28 protein-coding genes are annotated in these 24,515 nt (G+C 60.2%); 15 read left to right on the top strand and 13 right to left on the bottom strand.

Annotation, left to right across the window (positions count from 1 at the left end):
* Window positions 1–89 precede the first annotated feature (89 nt).
* Window positions 90–704: a C39 family peptidase gene (locus GA0061101_RS01510; RefSeq protein WP_342587916.1), complete on the top strand. Its 615-nt coding sequence runs from the start codon at window positions 90–92 to the stop codon at window positions 702–704.
* 40 nt (window positions 705–744) lie between these two features.
* Here the strand turns inward: GA0061101_RS01510 and GA0061101_RS01505 are convergent, their stop codons facing one another.
* Window positions 745–1,233 (bottom strand): GNAT family N-acetyltransferase, encoded by a 489-nt coding sequence (locus GA0061101_RS01505; protein ID WP_037193702.1) that lies wholly within the window; start codon window positions 1,231–1,233, stop codon window positions 745–747.
* A 199-nt stretch (window positions 1,234–1,432) separates the two neighbouring features.
* Entirely contained in the window at window positions 1,433–1,846 is a 414-nt protein-coding gene (locus GA0061101_RS01500; RefSeq protein ID WP_037193704.1) for a MerR family transcriptional regulator, read from the bottom strand.
* 130 nt (window positions 1,847–1,976) lie between these two features.
* On the opposite strand from GA0061101_RS01500, the gene dmeR reads away from it, so the two are divergent.
* The 3 genes from dmeR to bla all read left to right on the top strand — a co-directional run bounded on the left by dmeR (window position 1,977) and on the right by bla (window position 4,311).
* Window positions 1,977–2,249: a Ni(II)/Co(II)-sensing transcriptional repressor DmeR gene (dmeR, locus tag GA0061101_RS01495; protein WP_037193706.1), complete on the top strand. Its 273-nt coding sequence runs from the start codon at window positions 1,977–1,979 to the stop codon at window positions 2,247–2,249.
* 34 nt (window positions 2,250–2,283) lie between these two features.
* A complete protein-coding gene (gene dmeF / locus GA0061101_RS01490; RefSeq protein ID WP_047638836.1) occupies window positions 2,284–3,228 on the top strand; it encodes a CDF family Co(II)/Ni(II) efflux transporter DmeF in 945 nt (314 codons plus the stop codon).
* A gap of 84 nt (window positions 3,229–3,312) precedes the next feature.
* Complete coding sequence (bla, locus tag GA0061101_RS01485; RefSeq protein ID WP_092572873.1) at window positions 3,313–4,311, top strand: class A beta-lactamase; 999 nt, start codon at window positions 3,313–3,315, stop codon at window positions 4,309–4,311.
* Between the two features lie 84 nt (window positions 4,312–4,395).
* Here bla and GA0061101_RS01480 read toward each other — a convergent pair whose 3' ends face one another.
* From GA0061101_RS01480 to GA0061101_RS01465, 4 genes are all read right to left on the bottom strand, one after another.
* Window positions 4,396–4,920, bottom strand: coding sequence for a hypothetical protein (locus tag GA0061101_RS01480; RefSeq protein WP_092572872.1), 525 nt, complete (start codon window positions 4,918–4,920; stop codon window positions 4,396–4,398).
* A gap of 74 nt (window positions 4,921–4,994) precedes the next feature.
* Complete coding sequence (locus GA0061101_RS01475; protein ID WP_092573014.1) at window positions 4,995–6,500, bottom strand: protein adenylyltransferase SelO; 1,506 nt, start codon at window positions 6,498–6,500, stop codon at window positions 4,995–4,997.
* Between the two features lie 67 nt (window positions 6,501–6,567).
* Window positions 6,568–7,089, bottom strand: a complete 522-nt coding sequence (locus GA0061101_RS01470) for a DUF1697 domain-containing protein (protein ID WP_037193714.1) — start codon at window positions 7,087–7,089, stop codon at window positions 6,568–6,570.
* 20 nt (window positions 7,090–7,109) lie between these two features.
* The gene (locus GA0061101_RS01465; RefSeq protein ID WP_037193716.1) at window positions 7,110–9,203 is read right to left on the bottom strand and encodes a S9 family peptidase; all 2,094 of its coding nucleotides are present in this window, start codon (window positions 9,201–9,203) and stop codon (window positions 7,110–7,112) included.
* Between the two features lie 287 nt (window positions 9,204–9,490).
* On the opposite strand from GA0061101_RS01465, the gene GA0061101_RS01460 reads away from it, so the two are divergent.
* Window positions 9,491–9,880 (top strand): DUF930 domain-containing protein, encoded by a 390-nt coding sequence (locus tag GA0061101_RS01460; protein WP_092572871.1) that lies wholly within the window; start codon window positions 9,491–9,493, stop codon window positions 9,878–9,880.
* A gap of 58 nt (window positions 9,881–9,938) precedes the next feature.
* Here GA0061101_RS01460 and GA0061101_RS01455 read toward each other — a convergent pair whose 3' ends face one another.
* The gene (locus GA0061101_RS01455) at window positions 9,939–10,271 is read right to left on the bottom strand and encodes a chaperone modulator CbpM (RefSeq protein ID WP_037193718.1); all 333 of its coding nucleotides are present in this window, start codon (window positions 10,269–10,271) and stop codon (window positions 9,939–9,941) included.
* Between the two features lie 3 nt (window positions 10,272–10,274).
* Complete coding sequence (locus GA0061101_RS01450) at window positions 10,275–11,186, bottom strand: DnaJ C-terminal domain-containing protein (protein ID WP_047559700.1); 912 nt, start codon at window positions 11,184–11,186, stop codon at window positions 10,275–10,277.
* A 272-nt stretch (window positions 11,187–11,458) separates the two neighbouring features.
* Between GA0061101_RS01450 and GA0061101_RS01445 the strand changes: the two genes are divergently transcribed.
* A complete protein-coding gene (locus tag GA0061101_RS01445) occupies window positions 11,459–12,253 on the top strand; it encodes a polysaccharide deacetylase family protein (protein WP_092573013.1) in 795 nt (264 codons plus the stop codon).
* Between the two features lie 21 nt (window positions 12,254–12,274).
* Here GA0061101_RS01445 and GA0061101_RS01440 read toward each other — a convergent pair whose 3' ends face one another.
* Both GA0061101_RS01440 and GA0061101_RS01435 read right to left on the bottom strand, forming a co-directional pair.
* Window positions 12,275–13,429: an AI-2E family transporter gene (locus GA0061101_RS01440; protein WP_092572870.1), complete on the bottom strand. Its 1,155-nt coding sequence runs from the start codon at window positions 13,427–13,429 to the stop codon at window positions 12,275–12,277.
* 100 nt (window positions 13,430–13,529) lie between these two features.
* Window positions 13,530–14,396 (bottom strand): VOC family protein, encoded by an 867-nt coding sequence (locus GA0061101_RS01435; RefSeq protein WP_037193724.1) that lies wholly within the window; start codon window positions 14,394–14,396, stop codon window positions 13,530–13,532.
* Between the two features lie 310 nt (window positions 14,397–14,706).
* Here GA0061101_RS01435 and trhA point away from each other — a divergent pair, with 310 nt between their 5' ends.
* Window positions 14,707–15,375, top strand: coding sequence for a PAQR family membrane homeostasis protein TrhA (trhA, locus tag GA0061101_RS01425; RefSeq protein WP_037193728.1), 669 nt, complete (start codon window positions 14,707–14,709; stop codon window positions 15,373–15,375).
* Here the strand turns inward: trhA and GA0061101_RS01420 are convergent.
* Window positions 15,350–15,865, bottom strand: coding sequence for a hypothetical protein (locus GA0061101_RS01420; protein ID WP_037193730.1), 516 nt, complete (start codon window positions 15,863–15,865; stop codon window positions 15,350–15,352). The genes trhA and GA0061101_RS01420 overlap by 26 nt on opposite strands.
* Before the next feature lie 379 nt (window positions 15,866–16,244).
* Here GA0061101_RS01420 and GA0061101_RS01415 point away from each other — a divergent pair, with 379 nt between their 5' ends.
* The 8 genes from GA0061101_RS01415 (at window position 16,245) to GA0061101_RS01380 (ending at window position 23,148) form a co-directional block, all read left to right on the top strand.
* Window positions 16,245–18,620, top strand: coding sequence for a putative monovalent cation/H+ antiporter subunit A (locus tag GA0061101_RS01415; RefSeq protein ID WP_092572869.1), 2,376 nt, complete (start codon window positions 16,245–16,247; stop codon window positions 18,618–18,620).
* The gene (locus GA0061101_RS01410) at window positions 18,617–19,036 is read left to right on the top strand and encodes a Na+/H+ antiporter subunit B (protein WP_092572868.1); all 420 of its coding nucleotides are present in this window, start codon (window positions 18,617–18,619) and stop codon (window positions 19,034–19,036) included. The genes GA0061101_RS01415 and GA0061101_RS01410 overlap by 4 nt, the downstream gene beginning before the upstream one ends.
* Window positions 19,036–19,413, top strand: a complete 378-nt coding sequence (locus GA0061101_RS01405) for a Na+/H+ antiporter subunit C (RefSeq protein ID WP_037193735.1) — start codon at window positions 19,036–19,038, stop codon at window positions 19,411–19,413. Before GA0061101_RS01410 ends, GA0061101_RS01405 begins: the two co-directional genes overlap by 1 nt.
* 3 nt (window positions 19,414–19,416) lie before the next feature.
* Entirely contained in the window at window positions 19,417–20,982 is a 1,566-nt protein-coding gene (locus tag GA0061101_RS01400; RefSeq protein ID WP_092572867.1) for a Na+/H+ antiporter subunit D, read from the top strand.
* Window positions 20,979–21,452 carry a Na+/H+ antiporter subunit E gene (locus GA0061101_RS01395; protein ID WP_037193737.1) on the top strand — a complete coding sequence of 158 codons (474 nt, stop codon included), beginning with the start codon at window positions 20,979–20,981 and terminating at the stop codon, window positions 21,450–21,452. The genes GA0061101_RS01400 and GA0061101_RS01395 overlap by 4 nt, the downstream gene beginning before the upstream one ends.
* Window positions 21,449–21,826: a cation:proton antiporter gene (locus GA0061101_RS01390; protein ID WP_092572866.1), complete on the top strand. Its 378-nt coding sequence runs from the start codon at window positions 21,449–21,451 to the stop codon at window positions 21,824–21,826. The genes GA0061101_RS01395 and GA0061101_RS01390 overlap by 4 nt, the downstream gene beginning before the upstream one ends.
* A complete protein-coding gene (mnhG, locus tag GA0061101_RS01385) occupies window positions 21,826–22,188 on the top strand; it encodes a monovalent cation/H(+) antiporter subunit G (protein ID WP_092572865.1) in 363 nt (120 codons plus the stop codon). The genes GA0061101_RS01390 and mnhG overlap by 1 nt, the downstream gene beginning before the upstream one ends.
* 528 nt (window positions 22,189–22,716) lie before the next feature.
* A complete protein-coding gene (locus tag GA0061101_RS01380) occupies window positions 22,717–23,148 on the top strand; it encodes a Ros/MucR family transcriptional regulator (RefSeq protein ID WP_034507962.1) in 432 nt (143 codons plus the stop codon).
* A gap of 175 nt (window positions 23,149–23,323) precedes the next feature.
* Here GA0061101_RS01380 and GA0061101_RS01375 read toward each other — a convergent pair whose 3' ends face one another.
* Both GA0061101_RS01375 and GA0061101_RS01370 read right to left on the bottom strand, forming a co-directional pair.
* Window positions 23,324–23,746: a SufE family protein gene (locus GA0061101_RS01375; RefSeq protein ID WP_037194376.1), complete on the bottom strand. Its 423-nt coding sequence runs from the start codon at window positions 23,744–23,746 to the stop codon at window positions 23,324–23,326.
* 128 nt (window positions 23,747–23,874) lie between these two features.
* On the bottom strand, window positions 23,875–24,363 hold the full coding sequence (locus tag GA0061101_RS01370; RefSeq protein ID WP_318283960.1) for a DUF5330 domain-containing protein: 489 nt from the start codon (window positions 24,361–24,363) through the stop codon (window positions 23,875–23,877).
* Between the last annotated feature and the right edge of the window lie 152 nt (window positions 24,364–24,515).

The following is a 24,515-nucleotide window of genomic DNA, read 5'->3' as shown; positions in this document are numbered from 1 at the left end:
TGGCCATTTTTCTAGCGCATTTGCGATAAAGCTTATAGCGGCAATAGCGCGGGATTCGGCAACGGGAGAGAGCAGTCGTGGACGTAAGGGTGGCGCATCAAGTTCCCTATTTCAGCCAATGGGAAACGCCTGACATGACGCTGGCTGTCGTGGCCGAGGGCGCGCAGGTGGCTTTGCTGAGGGACCCGCTCTGGGCGTCTTCCGGCGCAAGCAGCCTCGAAGATTATGCCCGCTGGGCCGGCAATCTCTGCGGTATGGCCTGCCTGAAGATGGTGCTTGCCGCACGCACCGGCAAAACAGTTCCACTCATGGATCTGGCCATGGGATGCAAGGAGCATGGCGGCTATGTCGAGGAGCCGGATGGCAGGATCAAGGGGCTGATCTATGCGCCCTTCGTTCCCTTCGTCAGGGATCGCTTCGATCTGAATGCCAGGGTCGTCACCGGGATTTCCGCCGCTGACATTGCCGATATCCTCGGGCAATCGGAGTTCTTCATCGCGTCAGTGCATCACTCGATCCGCTGGCCCGAGACCGAGCCGCCGGCAAAGGGCGGCCATCTGGTGCTGGTGACGGCCATTGATGGAAGCAGGATCCGCTTCCACAATCCGTCCGGTCACGTCGATGCGACGCGTGAGAACGCGGAGATGTCACTGGAGGTATTCGAGAAGTTTTTTGCAGGCCGCGGGATCGCCATCGCTCACTAAAGCTCGGAGCAGTCGACGGCAATCCCTGTAAAGGCCGGCATCAGGCCAAAGCCTGCAGATAGCGCATGCCGGTGACCGGACGCGGCTTGAAATCCATGTTTTCATAGAAGCGGTGCGCCTGAACATTGCCTGTCGCGGCGCCGACGGAAAGGAAGCTGCAGCCGGACTTGCGGGCCACTTCGCGGGCGCGGTCGACGAGATGCTGCCCGATGCCGTGGCCGCGATGGCCGTCGCGCACGAAGAGATGATGCAGGTCCATGCCTCGCTGTCCCTCTTGCGCCTTGTAGAGCGGCACGAGGATGGCGTAGCCGATCAGCCCGTTCTCGCCTTCGGCCACCAGCGCCGTGATCCAGGGCATCGGGCCGAAAAGATCGCGCTCGAGCTGCTCGGGTGTCGCGCCGGAAGGGTCGCCGTGATGGGCGGCCAGCAGCCGGATCATGTCGTTCAGCTCCGGCAGGTCGCGCGGGTGCGCATTGCGGATGGTCAGAACAGGCGGGCGGAGTAGTGAGATGTCGCTATCGTCTAGCATGGCATTTGCGTCCTTGTTTTTTCAATGAGCCGTCAGGACGCTGCCGATACAACAAAGCCGCCTGACGGCGGCTTGTTGACAAAATGATCTGTCTTGGCCGCCCCTTACAGGTACAGCCAAAAATACGAGCGATTATGGAGCGCGTGCTTGATCATGGCGCATAGATGATCCGGTTCAGCGTATTTGTCAATGGGGCGCCTCAATGCTCCGCTTCGCATAGTCCGTGGTCCGACAGTGCCCGGATCACATAGCAGTCTTCGATGCTGTGGCCGTCGCAATGCGACACGATACGCTCGAGCTCGTGCTCCAGCCTCTTCAGCTGCGCGATCTTGGTGCGCACATCGTCCAGATGTTCGCGAGCGATGCGGTCAGCCCCAACGCAGGGGCGGTCCGGATGCTGGCTGAGCGAGATCAGCTCCTTGATCGCGTCGATCGTCAAGCCAAGATCCCGGCCGTGGCGTATGAAGGCCAGGCGCTCCAGATCGGTCTTGGAGTAACGCCGCTGGTTGCCCTCGCTGCGGTCGGGTTCCGATATCAATCCCATCTGCTCGTAGTAGCGGATGGTCGGCACCTTGACGCCGGTACGCTTGGACAAGTCGCCGATCGATAACATGGCATGATCTCCGATACCTCTAGTCTCTAGAGCAATATATATGCGAGCGTTCAGGGGATTTGCAAGTGACAAGGCTTCCGTTGCGGCATCAATAATAGTATACCCCCCTATATTAAAAATTGAGATCCGGATGTCCCATACCATTCGCCAGCAAGCCAAGCTCCTGTCTCGCGTCCGCCGTCTCAAGGGCCAGATGGAAGCGGTGGAACGCGCGCTCGAGGCCGAGCGGCCGTGCGGAGAGGTGCTGCAGCTCCTAGCCTCCATCCGCGGCGCCCTGACGGGACTGACCGGCGAAATTCTGGAAGATCATCTGCATGAGCATGTGCTCAATGCCGAGGACGAGCAAGCCCGCCGTCAGGCGGTCGATGAAATGTCCGATGTGCTCAAGACCTATCTGCGCTGATCAGGGCTTCGGGACGTTCAAGGAGAATGATGTCATGAGTGTTTCCTCGGATGCTGGCCACAGCCACGTCTTTCTCGGCTCGGATCATCAGCGCAATGAGCGTCGCATCTGGCTCGTCATTGCGCTGACGGCTGTTATGATGGTGGTCGAGATCGGTGCCGGCTCGGTCTACGGTTCCATGGCGCTGATGGCCGATGGCTGGCATATGTCGACGCATGCCAGCGCCATGCTGATTTCGGCGCTTGCCTATCTCTACGCCCGCCGGCATGTGCATAATGCCCGCTTTACCTTCGGCACGGGCAAGCTCGGCGATCTCGCCGGGTTCGCCAGCGCCATCGTACTTGCAGTGATCGCGCTGCTGATGGGTTGGGAGAGCCTGCTGCGGCTCTTTAATCCGGTGGCCATCAATTTCCGCGAGGCGATCGCCATCGCGGCGGTCGGCCTCGTCGTCAATATCGTCAGCGCATGGCTCTTGCGCGAGGATCACGATCATCATCACCATGGCCACTCCCATGACCATCATCACGACCACGGTCACGCCCATGGCGGCAAGGACAACAATCTGCGTTCGGCCTATGTCCATGTGATTGCCGATGCGATGACATCCGTTTTGGCCATCATTGCCCTGTCGCTCGGCAGCCGGTTTGGCTGGACCTTCCTCGATCCGCTGATGGGTATCGTCGGCGGCCTGGTGATCCTGCAATGGTCGTGGAGCCTGCTGCGCGCATCCGGCGCCATTCTGCTCGATTTCATTCCGCCCGGCGAAGACTTGCCGGACGAGATTCGCGAAGCGATCGAAACGGGCGAGGATCGCATCACCGATCTTCACGTCTGGCAGGTTGGGCCTGGACATCATGCGGCGATCGTCGCGGTGGCAACGCCCGTGTCGCGCGATCCGGCCTTCTACAAGGCTCGGCTTGCCGATATTCATGAGCTTTCCCACGTTACCGTCGAAGTGACTGTCGACAAGGCAGCATAGAATCCGGTAGCAATCGGGCCGGTCGGAGGCTTGCCATATTCCGCGCATAGCCCAAAATCTGCCGATTCCGCTGGAGGCTTTCGCATGCCCATATTGCTTACCCGCCGCCGCCTCGTGGCTGGCTCGGCGCTGTTCCTGCCCGCACTGACATTCGGTGCGAATGCACTCTTCGCGCAGGATGCCGGCACCTCGCCACAGGCGCCCGCCGCCCAAGGCGATTCCGCGACGCCCGACAGCGGGCAGGGCATGGACAGCGATAATGGCGCGCAGGCCAATTCGCAGCTGACTGACGACGTCGACAAGCAGCTGGCGGATCTGGAAAAGAAGACCGGCGGCCGGCTCGGCGTGTCCGTGCTGGATACGGAAACCAACATTTCCCTCGGCTATCGCGAGGAAGAGCGGTTCCCCCTGTGCAGCACCTACAAGGCACTCGCCGTCGGCTTCGCGCTGACTCGGGTCGATCAGGGTGTCGAAAAGCTCGACCGTCGCGTCACCTACGGCAAGGACGTCGTGGTGACCTATTCGCCGGAAACCGAAAAGCATGCCGGCACCGATGGCATGACCATCGCCGAACTCTGCGGCGCCGCGATCACCTTGAGCGACAACACCGCCGGCAATCTACTGCTCCAGAGCTTCGGCGGTCCTGCGGCGCTGACATCCTGGCTGCGTAGCACCGGTGACACGGAAACCCGACTTGACCGCAACGAGCCTGACGTCAACCAGGCGATCAAGGACGATCCGCGCGATACGACGACACCGGATGCGATGCTGGACTCCATCGGGCTCCTGACACTCGGCAATACGCTATCGGAAACATCGCGCGATCAACTGATCAACTGGTTGGTCGGCAACACCACCGGCGATAATCGCCTGCGCGCCGGCTTGCCGAAGGAGTGGAAGGTCGGCGACAAGACCGGCACCGGCAACAACGGCTCCTTTGCCGATATCGCCGTCGTCTGGCCGCCGGATCGTGGCCCCATCCTGGTGACGACTTTCGTCGCCGAGGGGACCGCGCCTGCGAAGGATATCGAGGCCGTCTTCGCCGACGTCGGCAAGATCGTCACCGGAATGGTGGGGCAATAGCAGGAAATATCGCAGAAAAAACAATATGATACGATCGTGACGTGAATCAGGATCCCATCGTCTTCATGTGGTTTCGCAACATGTTCAGGCGATGGATAATGCGGCGGAGGCGCTGTCCGTTTCCTTGTCTGCGTCATTCTCGTCGGTGCCGAGCTTCTGCTTGATCTCGGCTGCGATCTGGTCGTTGATGGCCTTCTGCTCAGCGGAAGGCAGGGCCTTCAAGGAATCTTCCGTCAGATTGTTCTCTTCCAGATATTGCGCCCGGATCTTTTGCGCCGGCGACATGTTCGCCCATTTGGTAAATTCGTCCAGAATGTCCTGGCTGGGCTGCTCGCTCGATGAGGTAGAGCTGCTGTTACTTGTGGTACCGGTGCTGTCTCCACCGGTGCCACCGTCGGTCCCCGAGGACGACGTCGAACCGATCTGGCTGAGCCATAAGCCGGATGAAATGGAGGAGGGCACGCCGCCGGATGCGATGGACGGTGCCTGCGTTTCCTGCTCGCTGCTATCGTCGGGCAAGGTAAAGGGTGAACTGCCGTCGGAGCCAGCATCCTGCTGGCTGCGTATCGGGGTGCTGAAATAATTCTGGGTGCCGTGATGCACTTTCATCGCCATATCTCCCTATGGGTTGACGGGACGATGACTCCGCAAGCCTGTCCGGAGCTTATGTGCGGCGGGCCTTGTCAGGTGCCGCAGAAGGTCTGCAGCACCCGTTCCGCCGGCAATGGCGGCTCGGCATAAGGCGCAAAGGCAGGCTGGTTCTCATAGGGTTTAGCGAGCACCTTCAGCAGCGCTTCGAACAGGGAAAAGTCATCGTCCTCGACCGCCGCCTGGATCGCCTGCTCGATTCGGTGGTTGCGCGGAATGAAGGCCGGATTGACCTTTCGCATCGCTTGGCCGCGCGCTGCTGCCGTCCGGGGATCGCGGCCAAGGCGCTCGCGCCAGCGTTGAAGCCACGGCGCGATGGATTGCGGATCCTGGAAGGTGGCGGCGAAATCCGTGACATCTTCATCCGCGGCGAGGGTCGCAAGGCGGCGGAAAGCGAGCGTGAAATCCGCGCTCTGCTCTTGCATCGTCGCCAGTAGTGATTGGATCAGGTCGAGATCGCCGTCTTCCTCGTTTGCCAAGCCGATCTTGGCACGCATGCCGGAGAGCCAATAGGCCTGGAAGCGCTCGCCATAGGCTTTGATAATGGTGTTCGCCAGGTCGATCGCCGTATCGACGGATGGGTCGATCAGGGGAATCAGCGTTTCGCCGAGGCGAGCGAGGTTCCACTGACCGATTGCCGGCTGGTTGGCATAGGCGTAGCGTCCGTTGCGGTCGATCGAGGAAAAGACGGTCGCCGGATCATAGGCATCCATGAAGGCGCAAGGGCCGAAATCGATCGTCTCGCCTGATACGGTCATGTTGTCGGTGTTCATGACGCCATGGATGAAGCCGATGTGCAGCCAGCGCGCGATCAGCGCTGCCTGCCGCTCGGCCACGGCCTCCAGCAGCGCGAGATAGGGGTTCGTTCGGTCTCTGATCTCGGGATAGTGCCGGGCAATGACGTGATCTGCCAGTGTCCGCAGGCTGTCCGTATCGCCGCGGGCGGCGAAGAACTGGAAGGTGCCGACGCGGATATGGCTTGCCGCAACACGCGTGAAGATCGCGCCGGGCAGCACTTCCTCGCGGTAGACCGGCTCTCCGGTGGTCACCGCCGCAAGCGCCCGAGTCGTCGGAATGCCCAGCGCATGCATGGCTTCGCTGACGACATATTCGCGCAGAACAGGGCCCAGCGCGGCACGGCCATCACCGCGCCGCGAAAACGGCGTCGGACCAGAACCCTTGAGCTGAATGTCGCGACGTCTGCCGTTGCGATCCTTCACTTCGCCGAGAAGGATCGCACGACCGTCGCCGAGCTGCGGCACGAAATTGCCGAACTGGTGGCCGGCATAGGCCATCGCGATCGGCTGCGACCCCGGCAGAAGCTCGTTTCCGGAAAAGATCGCCGCGCCGTTGCGTTCCAGCGCGTCCACGTCTAGCCCGAGTTCCCGTGCCAGTGCCTCATTGAACTTGATCAGCCGCGGCGCGGCAACAGGTGTCGGCGCCTGATCCGCCAGGAATTGCGGCGGCAGGCGCGCATAGCTGTTGTCGAACGGAATGCTGGGTGCCTGATGCGCCTGTGTTTCGGAAAGGGAAGAGCTCATGCCTTTAAGGTAGGGCTGGCGACGAGGGCGTGCAAGGCGCTTGTTTCCGGTAGGAAGATATCCGTCCCTAGCCATCTTCCAGCTCTCGGGCCATCTCCGCCAACTTCCTAACCGTATTGAGATTTCTCGATGTTCCTGCCTTCAGTGCAGGCAGCTTCAGCTTGGAACGTCCCGAGCCGTCGGGGTAGTGGATATAGATTTCCCTGCCGGCAACCTGCACTTCTTCCCCGCCCGGCGCGACGAGCTTGTCCAGAGCATCCTTTGGCGCCGCCTCCGGAAGGAAGGTGATGAGCAGATAGTTCGGCTTGGCATGCGGGAAGGGCGAGCCTTCCGCCGCAGCTTCCAAAGCCTGACGGCTGCGCAGGATCACCCCGGGCGATTTGCCCATCTTGCGGGCCAGCGCCTCCTCCAAGCGGACCTGCACCTTGGCCTCATCCTCTTCGGAGCGAAAGAGCACATTGCCGCTCTGGATATAGGTCTTCACGTCCGTGAAGCCGATTTCCTCACAGAGCGCCTTCAGCTCCGCCATCGACAATGTGCCGGTGCCGCCGACATTGACGGCACGCAGCAGGGCGACAAAGACGGTCATTCTCTCCTCCCGGCTTCCGCCTACATCTTGTCCGCTACCTTGATGGCGAAGGAATATTCGAAAGCCACTTCCTCCAGGCGCTGGAAGCGTCCGGACGCGCCACCGTGGCCGGCATCCATGTTCGTCTTCAAGAGGATCGGCGCGTCGCCTGTCGTCTTGTCGCGCAGCTTGGCGACCCATTTTGCCGGTTCCCAATAGGTGACGCGGGGGTCGGTGAGGCCGCCGAGCGCGAGGATGGGCGGATAGGGCTTTTCCCCGACATTGTCATAGGGGCTGTAGGCGGCGATCTGCTCGTACTCTTCTTTGCTGTCGATCGGATTGCCCCATTCCGGCCATTCCGGCGGCGTCAAAGGCAGGGTGTCGTCGAGCATGGTATTGAGCACGTCGACGAAGGGGACGGCGGCGATGATGCCCGCGAATTTCTCCGGTGCCATGTTGGCGACAGCGCCCATCAGCATGCCGCCGGCCGATCCGCCTTCGGCGATGATCTTCGCATAAGAGGTGAACTTCTGCTCATTCAAATAGTCGGCCGCGGCGATGAAGTCCCTGAACGTATTGGTCTTCTTCTCCATCTTGCCGTCTTCGTACCACGAAAAACCCTTGTCCTTGCCGCCGCGGATATGGGCGATAGCGTAGACGAAGCCTCGATCTGCGAGTGACAGGCAATTGGTGTTGAAACCGGCGGGAATGGCGATGCCATAGGCGCCGTAGCCATAGAGCAGGCACGGCGCGGAACCGTCGAGCGGCGTGTCCTTGCGATAAAGCAGGGTTACCGGCACCTGCTCGCCGTCCCAGGCGGGCGCGAAGACGCGGCGGGTGACGTAGTCGGCCGGATTGTGGCCAGAGGGCACCTCCTGCGTCTTCAGCAGGGTGCGCTCGCGCGTCACCATATTGTAGTCGTAGAGCTGGCTCGGCGTCGTCATCGAGGAATAGGAGAAGCGGATGACATCCGTATCGTATTCCGCGGCCCCCTGCAGGCCGAGCGAATAGGCTTCCTCTTCGAAGGCAATCGAATGTTCCTCGCCGCTGTGGCGGTCGCGGATGATGATGCGTGGCAGGCCGTCCTTGCGCTCCAGCCAGATGAGGTGTCGGGCATAGGCCATATGGTTGAGGATCAGCGTGCCCGGCTTGTGGGCCACCACTTCGCGCCAGTTTTCCTTGCCCGGTTTGTCGGCCGGCGTCTCCATGATCTTGAAATCCTTGGCGTCGCCGTCATTGGTCAGGATGTAGAAGACGTCGCCGCCTTCCGTCATCTCATATTCGATCCCCGTCTCGCGCTCCGCCACCAGCTTCGGCTCTGCGGTGAGGTCGGAGGTCGGGATGATGCGGTATTCGCTGGTCTCGTGATCGTGGATATCGATGAAGATGTAATCATCAAGCAGAGAGCCGCCGACGCCCATGAAGAAGCCTGCGTCTTCTTCTTCATAGACGAGCCGGTCCTGCGATTGCGGCGTGCCGACGATGTGATGGAAGATCTTGGAAGGGCGATGGTTCTCGTCCTGCAGCGTGTAGAAGAAGCTCTTGCCGTCGGGCGCCCAGACGCCGCCGCCGCCGGTGTTTTCGAGCACGTCGGCAAGGTCCTCGCCGGTCTCGAGATCGCGGACCTTCAGCGTGAAATATTCAGAGCCCTTGTCGTCATATCCCCAGATGCCGCGGCTATGGTCGGTGGAGTGATCGAGGCCTGAAAGGCGAAAATAGGACTTCCCCTCATTCTCCTTGTCGCCGTTCAATAAAAGCTTGCGGTCGCCGCCGTTGCGGGCTTCGCGGAAATAATGCGGCTGCTCGCCGCCGGTGACGAAGAGCGTCCCGTAAGCGTAGGGGCCGTCCTTGACCGGCACCGAGCTGTCGTCCTCCTTGATGCGGCCCTTCATCTCGCCGAAGAGAACCTTCTGCAGCTCCTTCGTGTCGGCCATCGCGGCATTCATGTAGGCGTTTTCGGCCTCCAGATGCGTGCGGATTTCCGGGGCCAGGATCGAAGGATCCTTGAACATTGCCTGCCAGTTGTCGGCGCGCAGCCATGCATAATCGTCGCTGCGGCTGATGCCATGACGCGTATCCGTAATGGTTTTTTTCGGGGCGGCAGGCGGGGTGGGGAGGTTCTTGAAAACTGACACGGGAGCGCTTTCTCTGGTGTGAAAGTCGGATGCGAGGAGAACAGAGAAATAGAGGGCGGCTGCATGAGGTTCAATAGGCAAGTGCCCCGTCAAGTTTCATGCAAGTCGCCGATATTAGTCTCGATCGAACAGGCGGCTTGCGGGAAAACCGATTGGGGGCTGCCTTGATGAGACCACATTCTTTACCGAAGTCGGCATACAATGCGTCGACATAAGGGCGGTTGAACCGCCTTCCCCGAGGGGAGCGGACGCAATCAAATTCGGAAAAATGCAAGGGACCGGTCATCATGCTGAAACTCTTTGCCATCCTTATCCCTTTGGCTTCTTTCGCTAACTCTGCCTTCGCTGTTGATGTGACCATGAAGAAGGAGTTGGAAAAGCTTGATCCTTCCGAGCGGATGGAGCAGGCATGCGACGCGGAGGCCATGAAGCGGATTGGCACGGAAAAGACGGGTTTCAAGCCGGACAAGGTGATTGCCTATACGTTCGGCGACCCGGCGATGAACCAGGATTCGATGAATGCGCCCGGCGCGGTCTTCCGCAGCAAGGGTGACTGGTATCATCTCTCGTATATATGCGTCACCGGCCCGCAGCACATTCATGTTCGGGACCTGAGTTATCAGATCGGCGATAAGGTGCCGCGCGACAGCTGGCAGCAGCACTATCTTTACGACTGAGCGCCCAAGGCATTTTCAGGAAAATTGCGCAGCGATGCCGTGAAGCCGCTGGAAGGCTCTATCTCCGCTTTTGCACGTCCACGCGCGTGAGTTCCGACAGGATGTGTTCCTGCACATCCGAAGGCTGCCGGCGGACGGCATCCGTCAGGTCGCGCAGTGTCGCCCTGAGGCTATGAAGCTGATCGACCAGATCCATGACGACATCGACGCCGGGCTGGTTGAGGCCCATGGCATTGCTGAGGTCGAGAATAAGCTGGCCGCGCGCGATGTCCGCCTCGCGGAAATTCCGGCCCTGATCCGTCACTTCCGGCACCAGCCAACCCTCAGAGATCCAGACTTCCAGAACTGTGGTCTCGATTTCGAGGTGCAGTCGAAACTCTCTCTCATCCATCGCCTATCCTCCCATGGTCTTTCTGGGATCTTGCGTCTTGCCGGCCTCCCATTCGGAGGCGAAACGCGTGAGTTCGGGATCCGCCGCATCCGGAAGGACTACCTTCAGGGTGACGTAGGCGTCGCCGTTTTCCTTGCCGCGCACCGGTGCGCCCTTGCCCTTCAGCCGCAGCACCTTGCCGGTATTGGAATTCGGCTGCAGTGTCACGGTGACAGGACCGGAGGGTGTTGGGACCCGGATCTTGCCGCCGAGCACCGCCTCGGTTAGCGAAATCGGCAGTTCCAGCCGGATATCGTCGCCGTCTCGGGTGTAGAAGCGGTGCGGACGGACATGCACCGCAATCAATGCATCTCCAGGCTTGCCGCCATTGATGCCGGGTTCGCCCTTGCCCTTCAGGCGCAGGGTCTGCCCGTCGCGGGTGCCCGGCGGTATCTGAACGTCGAGCGCCGGCCCGTCAGGCAAGCTGATCTGCTTCTTCGCGCCGTTGATGGCGTCAAGAAAGTCGGCTTCCATCGAATAGTGACGATCTTGACCCTGCATTTGGGATTGGCCTCGGCTGCGCCGTGAGAAGAAGTTGGAAAATATGTCGTCGGCATCGCCGAAATCGGCGAATCCGCCGGCATTCCGATAGGGACCGCGCTGGCCTTCGTTCGCGGCATAATCGCGGTAGTAGTTGCGCGGTGCCTGCTCGGTGCCGCTGCTATCGATCTCGCCACGATCGAAACGCGCGCGCTTCTCCTCATCGCCTACAATGCCATAGGCTGCCGAGACCTCCTTGAACTTGTCCTCAGCTTGCTTGTCGCCGGGGTTGAGGTCGGGATGCAGCTTTTTGGCAAGCTTGCGATAGGCGTTTTGAATATCCTTTTGCGGGGCGTCCCGTTTTACGCCCAGAACTTCATAGGGATCGCGACTCATGCATGTCTCTCTTTGGGAGCACGGAAAAATAGGCAGATAGTGATAGAGCGGCCTCATATCAATCGTAGCATAGACGCGGCCAGGTTGAAGCCCGGACCTCGATGCTTTGCAGAGTCATGGCATTTGTGATGCGAAATGGGCATGTTTGCCGTCGGCTTGCCATATTTCCGGCGTGTTGGCGGATGATGGCGAACGCCGAGGCGGAAAACCTATGGCAATCACGTGCCCCTTCCGCCAGATTTCATTTGCTCGATCCGCTCGGTGGCTGCCCGATGAACCGTTTTTTGCTGACGTCCGCATTCCTTGTCGCTGCCGTTCCGGTTGCCTTCGCCGCTCAGCCGACGCAGCAGCCTGCCGGCTGGCCTGAGCTTCCACCAAAGGCCCCTGTCTCGAACGTCAAGCTCGTCGAGCCGCATCTGCACGTCAATCGGGCGGGGAAGGGTGCGCCGCGCATCGCGCTGACGTTCGATGCCTGCATGGGCAAGACCGATCCGCGCATTCTCAGCACGCTGGTCGATCAGCATATTCCGGCGACGATCTTCGTCACCGCGCGCTGGCTGCGCACCAATCCGGATTCGCTTGCCGTCTTCCTCGCCCATCCCGACCTTTTCGAGCTGGAAAATCATGGGCAGAACCATATTCCGGCCGTCGATGTTCCGACCAAGGTCTACGGCATAGCCGCCGCAGGATCGCCGCAGGCGGTAGCTCAGGAAGTGAAGGGCGGAGCCGACGCCATGATTGCCGCCGGCATTCAGCAGCCGCGCTGGTTCCGTGGCGCGACGGCGAAATACACACCCGCCGCCATTATGCAGATCCGCGGCATGGGCTATCGCGTTGCCGGATATTCCGTGAACGGCGACAGCGGCTCGCTGCTGCCGGCCAAGATGGTGGAGAAGCAATATGCCTCCGCCAAGGATGGCGATGTCATCATTTCCCACATCAACCAGCCGACGCATGCGGCGGGAGAGGGCGTGGTGGCAAGCATCCTGGCGCTGAAGGCCAAGGGCGTGCAGTTCGTCCGCCTGCAGGATATCCCCGAAAAGGGCGACGACGGCACGACGAACTGATGGCGTAAGCCTCGGTTTGTCTCAGCCTGGCAATTGCGGCTGGGTTTTTTCCTCGATGAAGAGTTCATCGACGACGGTCATGACGATCAGCGAAAGCGGCAGCGCCAGCATGGCGCCGATGGCGCCCCACATCCATGTCCAGAATATGATGGCGAGGAACACGACAAAAGGGTTGAGTTCCCATTGGCGGCCCATGACCGCGGGAAACACCAGGTTCTCCACCGCAAGATGCACAGCGAAGAAGGCAACAGCCGGCGCTAGAGCAAAGATGATGTCCGATTGCGTGATGATGCCGGCGATTGCGAGCGCAATCGTCATCGTGGTGACGCCGAGGAACGGGATGAAACTCGAGAGGAAGGCAAATACGCCCCAGAGTATCGGCACGCTCATACCGCCGACATAGGCGATAACAGTCATGGCAACGCCGATGCCGGCATAGATCAGCGAGGCCGTGGCGAAATAAAAACCGAGCACCCGCTCCACCGCATTGATGATGCGGATTGCCGTCAGTCTCGACTCCCTGCTGGAAAAGGTCATGATGATCGTTTTACGCAGGGTAACCCGGCCGGAGAGAAACAACAGGAGCGCAGCAAAGAAGATCAGTATCTGAACGATGGCCGGTGTGAGATTGCTGGAGAGCAGATGCAAGACATTGCCGCTGTTTTCCAGCAGCGTGGTGATGGACATGGGACCGCTCTGGAAAGTCTCCGGGGAAATATGCAGCCATTTGAACCGGTTGAGATAAGGCATCAGCCTGTCGGAGGTTCGCTGGAAGAAATCGGGAGCCTCCTGAGCCAGCGTTGCCAGCGGCCCGGCGAGCGCGTTGACGACGAGGACGATGGCCAGTGCTACCGCGGACGACAGGAGAATGGCGTTGAGGACACGGGGCACGCCAAGTCTGCTCAGTTTCTCCGCCGCAAGACCAAGGATCATCCCGACCACGACGGCAAGCGTCACCGGAATGAGGATCATCGACATCATATAGACGCCTGCAAGCGCCAGGATGAGGAAGATGCCTATGGTCGCCCATGAGGCGGCGACATGGAGTTTGCCATTTGTTGGATAATCCGCCAGTTCGGCCGCGTCGGCTTCGTTGCCATATCCGCCCGCCCCGGAGCCGCTTTCCTGCGCCGCCGTTCCGCCTGCCTGCCTGCCGGCGATTTTATCGATCTCCATCCCATCAAATCCCCGAAGGCACGATCGCCTTACCACTAAAACGCGAAAGGCCCGCTCCAGTTCCGGAACGGGCTTTGTCATGCTTGGTCAGCCGGGCAAATTACGCGACCAGGTTCAGCCCGATGCCCCAGGGATCCCGCAGCGAAACGCCGCCGTCGCGCTTCTGGGTCTTGATCTCATGCTGGTCGAGGGCGGCCACGGCCTTATCAAGCGAGGCTTTGTCGTTGAAGCGCAGGGTGTAGTCAGAAAGGCCGGTCATGTGTTCGGAGCGCACTCCCGCGCCGCGGCTGTTCCAGGTGTTGGCGCCGAGATGATGGTGATAGCCGCCGGTCGCAAGGAAGGTGGCGCCGGGATAGCGCGCGGCCATGACCTTCATGCCGAGAACGTCGCGATAGAAGGCGTTCGCCTCTGCCACGTCGCCGACCTGCAGGTGGATGTGGCCGATCGCCGAGCCTTCGGCCATACCGTCCCAGCGGTCCTGCGGAGCGCTTTCATAGAGCTGCTGCAAGTCAAGCCTGAGGGTCGCCATCTCGACCGTGCCGTCGCTATGGAACGTCCACTGCTCGTGTGGCCGATCGGCATAGATCTCGATGCCGTTGCCTTCCGGGTCCGACAGATAGATGGCTTCGCTGACGATGTGGTCGGACGCGCCTTCGAGCACGACGTTATTATGGGCTGCATGACGAAGCCAGCGGGCGAGTTCGACCCGGCTCGGCATGAGGAAGGCGGTGTGAAACAGGCCAGCCGCCGTTTGCGGCGCGCGCACGGCCGCGCGATCCGTGGTGAGGGTCAGGAGAGGTTGGCCGGCGACGCCCAGGACTTCGCCACTCGCCGTCTTCTCGACCACCTTGAGGCCGAGCATGTCCTGATAGAAGCGCGACACCAGCGGCAGGTCGGTGACCACGAGATGCGATTGGCCGACATAGGCAGGACGCGTCAGTGCATAGGAGGGGGCGGTTTCGGTCATGGGTTATTCCAACCTCGATGTTCTGGAAAGGCAACCGGCGTGGACGGCAGGAAACCGTCAGCGGTGGGCGGGAGATTTTTCGCCGGTTGATATGCCTCTTCGATGTCCTCTCGCCCGCTGTACTTGCCATCCTATATGGCGGATTTCGATTGTTCACAGAAGGCCAGAAATTGCGGATTGAGCGTTCGCTCCCTGTTGACGAGATACTCCGCGCGTTCACGAAGATTTATTGAAATGCCCGTTTGGTGCGGTTGCTTCCACTTCGGTGAGGTGCAAGAATCGGGCTGCTACGGAATTGGAACGCGCACAGATGGCCGAATATAGAGGCATTCGCTGGGCTTATGATCGATACGAAGTGATCGCCGACAGCATTGTCAACGGCGTCGGCGTCGTCTTTGCGCTGATCGGCGCGACCGTATTGATCTTCTACGCGACCGTCTGGAGCTCCTACGGTGGGATCGCTGCCGCCTGGATCTACGGCGTCGGTCTCGTGCTGACCTTGGGGATGTCCTTCGCCTACAATGCCTGGCCCGTATCGCATACCAAATGGTTCCTGCGGCGTTTCGATCATTCCTTCATCTATGTGCTGATTGCCGCCACCTACACACCCTTTCTCGAACGCGGCGCGGAGGATCCGCTGCTGCTTGCCATGCTGATCGCAGTCTGGGCTTTTGCAGCCTTCGGCATCGTGCTGAAATGCTTCTTTCCGGGGCGTTACGATCGGCTGGCGATCCTGCTTTATCTCGTCATGGGCTGGAGCGGCGTGATTGTGGCCAAGCCGGTCTCGACCTATATCCCGTTCGCGTCGATGCTGCTCATCGTCATCGGCGGGGTGATCTACTCGCTCGGCGTCATCTTTCATGTCTGGGAAAAGCTGCGCTTCCAGAACGCCATCTGGCATGGCTTTGTCATTGCCGCCGCCGCCGTGCACTATTCGGCGGTGTTGACGTGCTTCAGCCTGTCACCGGAAAACTTTTGACGACCTGCGCCGTCGGCGTGCATTTCTTCGTGGGGCGCAGGCTGCGCACCAGGCGCATGACCATGGCGTCGTAGCGCTGCATGTCCGCCTTCGAATAATCCATCTGGAAAAAGGCCGCTCCGCCGTTGCAGAGGGCTACGCCGCGCACATAGACGATACGACCCTGCTTTGTGCCGGAGAAGCTGATGCCGCGCGAGTTCGATTTGGAGTAGGAAATCTTCCAGCCCTGATCCTTGGCGAGCGCCACGCGCACATTCGCTTCCGTCGAGAAGTCGCCGTTGGGGATGATCGTGCTGAAAACCTGCAGCATGGCAGATCGATCCGCCGGCGACAGGGAAAGGCGGTTGGCATCGTCTGATGGGGCCGAGAGATGAAATTCCGACGGCAGCTCGATCGCATAGCCGAAGCCCGTATTGTCATAGGACCACCAGTCGGCGGCAAAGGCCGACGCAGGGGAAAGAAGCAGGAGGGCGGTCAGGCGCGCGAGCATTGCGGTTTCCGGGAGGCTGGATCTGCAAACCGATCAAGAATAGCGCATTTTTCAGCAGAAATTCCATAGCGATTCTAAGAATAAGAATAAAATAGCCTAAATTCGTTACAGCTTCATTGCGAGCCATGCACGTTTAGCGGCTTATTCGACACTGCAGCCAATTGTGCCGGACTTCTGAGCCTCGATGCTGTGAAACGATCGCCGTCAGAAACATGGTGCGCATCCTCAACCTGTAGGCTGTTCCTGCCGAAAGCCGATTTCAGTGGTTTAATCCCGGTTTTATTCCCGCAGGACTTGAGACGGTCCCGCCTTTCGCCTATCCCTGCAACCTAGCTCCGGCCATGCCGGATTCCGCATTGGTGTTCAGCAGGGAGAGGACATGGCCGGTTTCGCGGGCCTGACATTCCTGGCTCTATGTCTGCCCTTTTTCGGTGCGCTGATCGCGTCCGTCATCGTTCGGCGGTTTGGGCACCATGCGGCTTGGCCGTTGGCGCTGCTTCCTGCGCTGGCCTTTCTCCATTTTACGAGGTTTCTCCCCGACATTGCCTCAGGGCAGGTCATCCGGGGCGGTTTCGATTGGGTGCCGAGCCTCGGCTTGCGCTTTTCATGGCTGCTTGATGGTCTGTCGCTGACCTTCGCTTTGCTCATCACCGGCATCGGCACGCTGATCGTTCTCTACTCAGGCGGTTATCTGAAGGGTCATGCGGATCTCGGGCGCTTCTTCTCCTTCATCTTCCTGTTCATGGGCTCGATGCTCGGCCTTGTCGTTTCGGACAGTTTCCTCACCTTGTTCGTCTTCTGGGAATTGACCTCGATCACCTCCTTCCTGCTGATCGGGTTCGATCATCAGCGGGAGGCGTCGCGCCGGGCGGCGCTGCAGGCACTGGTGGTCACCGGCGGCGGAGGGCTGCTGTTGCTCGCGGGCCTGCTACTCATCTGGCAGATTACCGGCGTTGGCTCGATGTCCGACCTGCTGAAAGCCGGCGATGCCTTGCGCGGGAGCCCGCTCTATCTTGCAGCCCTGATCCTGGTGCTCGGCGGCGCCTTCACCAAATCGGCGCAATTTCCGTTTCATTTCTGGCTGCCGAACGCCATGGAAGCGCCGACCCCCGTATCGGCCTATCTGCACTCCGCCACCATGGTGAAGGCGGGCGTCTATCTGCTGATGCGGCTCAATCCGGCCATGGGTGGGACGATGGCCTGGCAGACGATCCTCCCGATTTTCGGCGCTGCGACGCTGCTGGTCGGAACCTTGCTTGCCATACGGCAGACCGATCTGAAGTTGAAGCTCGCCTATACGACGGTCTCCTCCCTCGGCCTGCTCGTGTTGCTCACCGGTTTCGGCTCGGATTACGCCGTCGAAGCCGCCGTCCTTTATCTGGTGGCGCATTCGATGTTCAAGGGCGCTCTGTTCATGATCGCCGGCATCGTCGACCACGAGACGGGAACGAGAGATATCACGCGCCTGGGCGGCCTGCGCTCCGCCATGCCGCTGACCTTCGCTGCCGCCCTGATCGCCGCCATCTCGATGGGCGGCCTGCCGCCCGCTTTCGGGTTCCTCGCCAAGGAGGAGATCTATGCGGCTCTGGCACAGGCCTCGCCGGGCGCGATCATTCTGACGATCGTCGCCGTCGCCGGCAACGCACTGATGTTTGCCATCGCCTTTGCCGTGGCACTGAAGCCCTTCCTGGGACCGACGACCGAGACGCCGCAGCATCCGCATGAGGCGCCTCCACTGCTCTGGCTCGGACCGGTAGTGCTTGCCTTGCTCGGTCTCGCTTCGGCTCTGCTCTCGGGTCTATGGCATGCCTATGTCTCGTCGCCGATGGCCAGTGCTGTCAGCGGCAAGGGATTGCAGATATCGGTGTCGCTCGTCCCGCATGTCGGTCTGCCCCTTGCGCTGTCGGTGGCGACCGTGTTGATCGGCATCCTTGTCTATTGGAAGCTTGATCGCGCCCGCTTTTTCATGTCGGTCGTCTTGCGGGCTCTGGGCCCGGGGCCGGACCGCGGCTTTGATGGCTTCATTTCCAGCCTGGTGCGATTGTCACACCTCGTCTCGCGCGTCCTGCAACCCGGCCGCCTGGAAATCTATGTCACCGTGACCTTTGTTTGCCTTGCAGCCACGCTGTTGATCCCGCTCATCATCCATGGCGAACTGCCGGCAATCCCCTCATGGCCGAATTTGCAATGGCATGAGGCGACGATCTTCCTCATCGCCGTTATAGGGCTTGCTGCCGTCGTCCTTGCGCGCGACCGGCTGACCGCCATCGTTTCGCTCGGCATTCAGGGTTTTGCCGTGGCCGTCATCTTCCTGCTGTTCGGCGCGCCGGATCTGTCTTTCACGCAATTCATGGTCGAGACTCTTTCCGTCGTGATCCTTGCCATGGTGATGACGCGGCTGCGTCTGTCTTCCTCGGATCGCCGGCCGCCGTTGAAAATGGTCGCCCATGCCGCGCTTGCGATTGCTTGCGGCGTCGGCTTCGGCCTCCTGTTGCTGAAGGCGACGGAGGCACCCTTCGACCTGACATTGACGGCCTTCTTCAATCACTATTCGAAGCTGATCGCCCATGGCGACAACGTCGTCAATGTGATCATCGTCGATTTCCGCGGCACGGACACGCTCGGCGAGATCGCCGTTGTGGCCATTACCGGGCTTGCGATCTTGGCGCTGATCCGCATCCGGGCGGGTGGCGAGCGCAAGCTTGCGGCCAACGATCCTGATCTTGAGGAAAAGTTGGAGGCTGAGCGTTCATGAACACGCTGATCTTCCGCACCGCCGCGCCGTTTCTCACTGCACTGATGCTGCTCTTTTCCGTTTTTGTCCTGTTGCGCGGCCATAACGAGCCTGGCGGCGGCTTCATCGGCGGGCTGATCGCGGCCTCCGCCCTGGCGATTTATGGCATTGCTTGCGGCGTGACGGCGGTGCGGCGCGCGATCATGTTTCATCCGCTGGCGATTGCCGGCTTCGGCCTGCTGGCGGCGACCGTCGCCGGTTTCCTGTCCGTCTTCTCCGGCGTGCCGTTCATGACCGGGCTGTGGATCTATCCGCATCTGTTCGGCGTCGAAGTGCCGCTTTCCACCGTCATGCTCTTCGATATCGGCGTCTATCTGGTCGTCGTCGGCGCCATCACCTCGATCGCGCTCGCGCTCGAAGAGCGGGAGGTGGATTGATGGAGGTCGTCTTTTCCGCTTTGGTCGGCCTGTTCTTTACGGTCGCGATCTATCTGATGCTGTCGAAATTCTCGATCCGCATCATGCTCGGCATCGCGATCCTGGGCAATGCCGTCAACCTCTTGCTCTTTACCGCCGGCCGGGTAACTCCCGAGGTGCCGCCGATCATCCCGCGAGGTGCGACTACGCTCGATCTGGCTGCTGCCAACCCGCTACCGCAGGCGCTGATCCTGACGGCGATCGTCATCTCATTTTCGTTTCTCGCCTTTCTGCTCGTCCTGACCTACCGGGCATATCAGGACCTCAAGACGGACAATACCGGCGAGATGCTGGTGGCCGAACCGGACGAGCGGCCGCTGCCGCCTTTGGGGTACTGACGAATGGCAGGACCAGCCGACACCGCTGTCGATCTCTCTGCCGCGCTGGTGGCTGCGCCAGTGCCGCTCGGGCATTGGCTGGTGATCCTGCCGGTGGCCCTGTGCATCAGCCTTGGTGCGATACTTCTGATGTTGCGTAACCGGACGGAATGGCACGCCTGGATCGCCATTCCCGGCTTGCTGCTGCTGGTGCTGGTCGATGCCGCCTTGCTTTACAGGGTCGCTAGCGATGGGCCGGTGACGATGGTGATGGGCCGATGGCTGCCGCCGTTCGGCATCGCCTTCAGCGTCGATCTTCTCGGCGCGATCATGGCCCTGACGGCGGCTATCGTCGCGCTCGCGGGCGGCATCTATTCGCTCGGCGAGATTGTCACCAGCGGGCGCCGCTATGGTTTTTTCCCATTTCTGCTGCTGCTGCTTGCCGGCGTCAGCGGTGCTTTCCTGACCGGCGACGTCTTCAATCTCTATGTCTGGTTCGAGGTGCTGCTGATATCGTCTTTCGGCCTGCTGATCCTCGGTTCAGAGCGGGAACAGATCGACGGCGCGTTGAAATATGCCGTGCTCAATCTCATCGCCACCACGCTGTTTCTGGTCTCCGTCGGCTATCTCTATGCCATCTTCGGCACGCTCAACATGGCCGACATCGCGATGAAGGCGAGGGCTGGCGACAGCAGCGGGCCGCTGATGACGCTGGCAGGCCTGTTCCTGCTCGCCTTCGGCATGAAAGCGGCTGCCTTCCCCGTTAATTTCTGGCTTCCCGCCTCCTATCACACGCCGCGCATCACCGTTTCGGCCCTGTTCGCCGGCCTGCTCACCAAGGTCGGCGTCTATGCTCTCATCAGGGTTCTCGTCATGTTGCTGCCCGTCGAGCGCGCCGAGCTTGGCCCGGTCATTACCGTCGTCGCCATCGCGACGATGCTTGCAGGCGTGCTGGGCGCGCTCGGCGAAAATGACATTCGCCGCATGCTTGGCTACATGGTCATATCAGGCATCGGCACGATGCTGGCGGGCGTGGCACTCGGTAGCGCCGATGGTCTCAGCGGGACGATCTTCTATGCGCTGCACTCGATGGTGCTGATGACGGCGCTCTACCTGCTGGCAGGCCAGGCTGCCCGTCTCGGCGGCGGTTTTTCGCTGACTTCGCTCGGTGGGCTTTATCGGCGGAGCGGTTGGTTCGCCGGCCTCTCGCTGGTGCTGTTCTTCGCCGTCAGCGGCCTGCCGCCTTTTTCCGGCTTCTGGCCCAAGGTCGTTCTGGTGAAGGCGGCGCTTGCAACAGGCGCCTGGTGGCTGGCCGCCGCGATCCTGCTGGTCGGTTTCCTGACGACGATCGCCTTCGGCCGGGTCTTCCTGCTGGCATACTGGCGCCCGGGGAGTGAGGGAGGCGCTGTGGCCGTTGAGCCGATCAGATGGCAGGCCGGTCTGCCGCTTCTCGCTCTTGCCGCGCTGGTCGTCGGTTTCGGCCTTTTCCCGGAGCGCCTTTTGCATCTGACGCAGCGCGCCGCGGCAGACCTTGTAGATCCATCCGCCTATCTGCACTCTGTCTTTCCTGCTGCGGGGGGCGTGCAATGATCCTGTTCGTCTTCAATCTGCTGCTTGCCATCGTCTGGGTCGCCGTCACCGGCAGCGCCTCCTTCATGAATTTGGTGTTCGGCTTTCTTCTCGCGGCCGTTGCGCTTGGGATCGTGCGGTCATCCTATGGCGGCGTCCTTTACCTCGGCCGTGTCCGCCGAATACTCGCGCTGTTGCTATTGTTTCTGTGCGAGCTTGCCAAATCCGCTTGGGCCGTCGCCATGGCCGTCATGAGCCCGAAGATGGATGTGAAGCCTGGAATTTTCGCCTTCCCGCTGACAGTCGACCGCGATTTCGAAATCACGCTGCTTGCCAATCTCATCACGTTGACGCCCGGCACCCTTTCCGTCGATGTTTCCGACGACCGGAAGATCCTCTACGTGCACGCGCTCGACTGTTCCGATCCGGACGCCATCAGGCGGAGCATTGCCGAGGGCTTCGAGCGTCGGATCATGGAGGCTTTCCGATGATCGCCGCATCCATCGTTTCGGCCGCCGCTATGGTGGCGCTCGGCATTCTGAGCATCGCCTTTTTGCTGACCGTCTATCGCGTGGTCGCCGGCCCGACACTGCCGGATCGTGTTCTGGCGCTCGACATGCTGGTGGCGGTTGCCATCGGCTTCATCGCCGTCATCGCCATCAAAACCGGCTTCACGCTCTATATCGATATCGCCATTTCGCTTGGCCTTGTCGGCTTTCTTGCTACCGTTGCCTTTGCCCGTTTCATCCTCACGCACGCGCAGTCCAAAGTGCCGGTGCAACCTCATGTGGCGCGGGACGGTGGCAACGCGCAGCAGGGCAAGAAAACCCGCAAGAATAGTCGTCGGCAGAAGGGAGGGCGGTAGTGGAATTGTTCTGGGCTGTCATTGTTGCCGCTCTGCTGTTGGCCGGCGCACTATTCTCGCTGATCGCTGCGATCGGTATCGTTCGTCTGCCCGATCTCTACAGCCGCATGCATGCCGCGTCGAAAGCCGGAACTGTTGGTTCCGGTCTTTTGCTACTTGCAGTCGGTATTCATTCGCAGGACTTATCGATATTGGCCCGTGCCTTGGCAGGTTTCGTCTTCTTCGTGCTGACCGCGCCGATTTCGGCGCATCTTCTTGCACGCGCGGCACATAAGGCCGGTCATCGGTTGACTTTGCCCTCGGTGAGAGACGAACCGTTGACGGGACAAATGCCGAAGCGCCTGTCCAAAACAAGGCGCTAACAAACGCAAAGATTGTCGGAAAAGCAATACATGTTCGCCTCTTTAGTTATCTATTTTTAATAGATGAGATTTTTGAGAAGAAATGATGGGATTAAAAACTGGACATTTGGGTAAAGAGTGCTAATTCAGATTCAAGTAGAGTTTTGATGTTGAGTTAGTCTCGACCGGGTATAAGTTCTCGATGCTTTGATCTTTCTTTGGAGCAAAGCTGAACAAAGCTTTCTTCCGGTTAATGATTGGGGATCATTCTCCCTAATCACTAATTCTGACATCAGACGGTATAGAAGCGGTTTTCGTCGCATGACGTCTAGGGGTGGATTTCACGCGATAAGAAACGTGGCGTAAAGCACCGCTTTTTGCTGGAGGCTGCTACGAATGCGGGCAATGCGTTAGTGCGGATTGCCTGGCGCAACGAGACTTGGAATCGATATGATTTCCGGGGCTCCGCGCGGTTTATACAGCAATGCTGTGCCTTGCGCGCTCGATGGAGGCGCGGCCAGCAGGCAAGCCGATGAACAGGAGAACAAAATGACAGATACGGCCCTTGGCAATGGGCACGAGTTACTGGTTGAGCTGACAGCCGATATAGTCGCGGCTTATGTCAGCAACCATGTCGTCCCGGTCAGCGACCTTCCGAATCTGATTTCCGACGTACATTCCGCCTTGAGCAGCACCTCGGCTCCGGCTCCTGCCGTTACCGTGGTTGAAAAGCAGAAGCCGGCCGTATCCGTTCGCAAATCTGTACAGGATGATCAAATCACTTGTTTGGAATGCGGCGGCAGCTTCAAGTCGCTGAAGCGTCACCTGATGACCCATCATGGTCTCTCGCCTGAAGAATATCGCGAGAAATGGGATCTGGCGGCTGACTACCCGATGGTGGCGCCAGCCTACGCGGAAGCACGTTCACGGCTTGCGAAGGAAATGGGTCTCGGCCAGCGTCGCAAGCGCGGCACTCGTTAAGCGCCCAGGAGCGATTTCAGGAAAAGTGTGTAGCGGTTTTCCGTCCGGAATTGCGCAATAACAATCACGTAGGGCGGTTGGGCGATTCCGTGAGACGCGTAACCGCCCTAGCTAGTCTGCAGAAAAACCCGGCTTGCGAGCCGGGTTTTGTCTATCATCGTGACGCCAGCCGGGCCTATGCTGCGGCTCTCACGCGGGCTTCTTCGCGGATGCGCTTGATCATGGAGCGCAGTCCATTGGCGCGCTGCGAGGAGAGATGTTCGACGAGGTCGATCTTGCCGAAGACATCGAGCGCATCGAGCGCGGCAATTTCGGACGCCGGTTTGCCGGAATAAATGGCAAGCACGATCGCCACCAGCCCGCGCACGATATGTGCGTCGGAATCTCCCTCGAACGTCAGGACCGGATTTTCAGGGTCGCCGGACGCATGCGTCACGAGCCAGACCTGACTGGCGCAGCCCTGCACCTTATTTTCCAGCGTCCGTTTATCTTCCGGTAGATCAGGCAGCGCCTTGCCGAGCTCGATCACGTAGCGGTAGCGATCCTCCCAGTCGTCCAGGAAGGAAAAGTCCTCGATGATCTTGTCAAGCGTTGCCATCATATCGATCCAATTTGTCCATCGACTTTGGATATAGGCGAAACGACGGGCGATTTGAACCCGCGGATAAAAAGAACGCCGCTGGCCTATCGAGACTGCGGCGCGCAAGGTGGGCCAAAGAAAAGGCGTCAGGTTCGCGGACGCGGCATCGGCAGCGGCACGGAAGAGGGCAGCTTGACCGTGCCGGTGATCAACACGTCGGCGGTTTCGGTGCCGATGACGCGCTTGACGGGCATCGGTTGCGTCGTGGCGGCGACCTGTTCGGGGCTCACGCGCGCTGCCGCAGTGTTGACGGAAGAATTTGAAGACTGATCCTTGAAGTGGCGCCCGAGCATGTCGTAGGCGACGCGTGCGCCGTCGCGGGCCTGATAACCGAGGGCCGTCAGTGTTTCACCGCCCTTCATGCAGACATCCGGCTTCTCGGAGCACATCGCGCCGACATATTGGACGACGCCTGTGGCGGCCGAAAGCGCGTCGGAGACCTGCACGGTCGGCTCTCCCGCCGGGCGGGGGTCGCCCTCGGGCTTCGCGAAGATCGGCAGGAACATGAGAACCAGCGAGAACCAGAACCCTGTTCTAATGAGAAACCACATTTCCTTGCCCACTTTCTCTGTCATCCGGCTCGGTCGCCGATTCGGACTTGTCTGTCCGATGTGGCTCGAACCCTATCCGGCAGAGGACAACATCACTTTTCAAAACTCCTCGGCATTTTCGGCTAATTTGATTCAAATTTTAGCTTTCCGAATTCGAACCGCATTTAGATCAAATT

It is taken from the genome of Martinezella lusitana, assembly GCF_900094565.1.
GTDB classification, from domain to species: domain Bacteria; phylum Pseudomonadota; class Alphaproteobacteria; order Rhizobiales; family Rhizobiaceae; genus Rhizobium; species Rhizobium lusitanum.
Note: the sequence above shows the minus strand (reverse complement) of the source record. Positions and strands in the feature narration are given on the sequence as shown.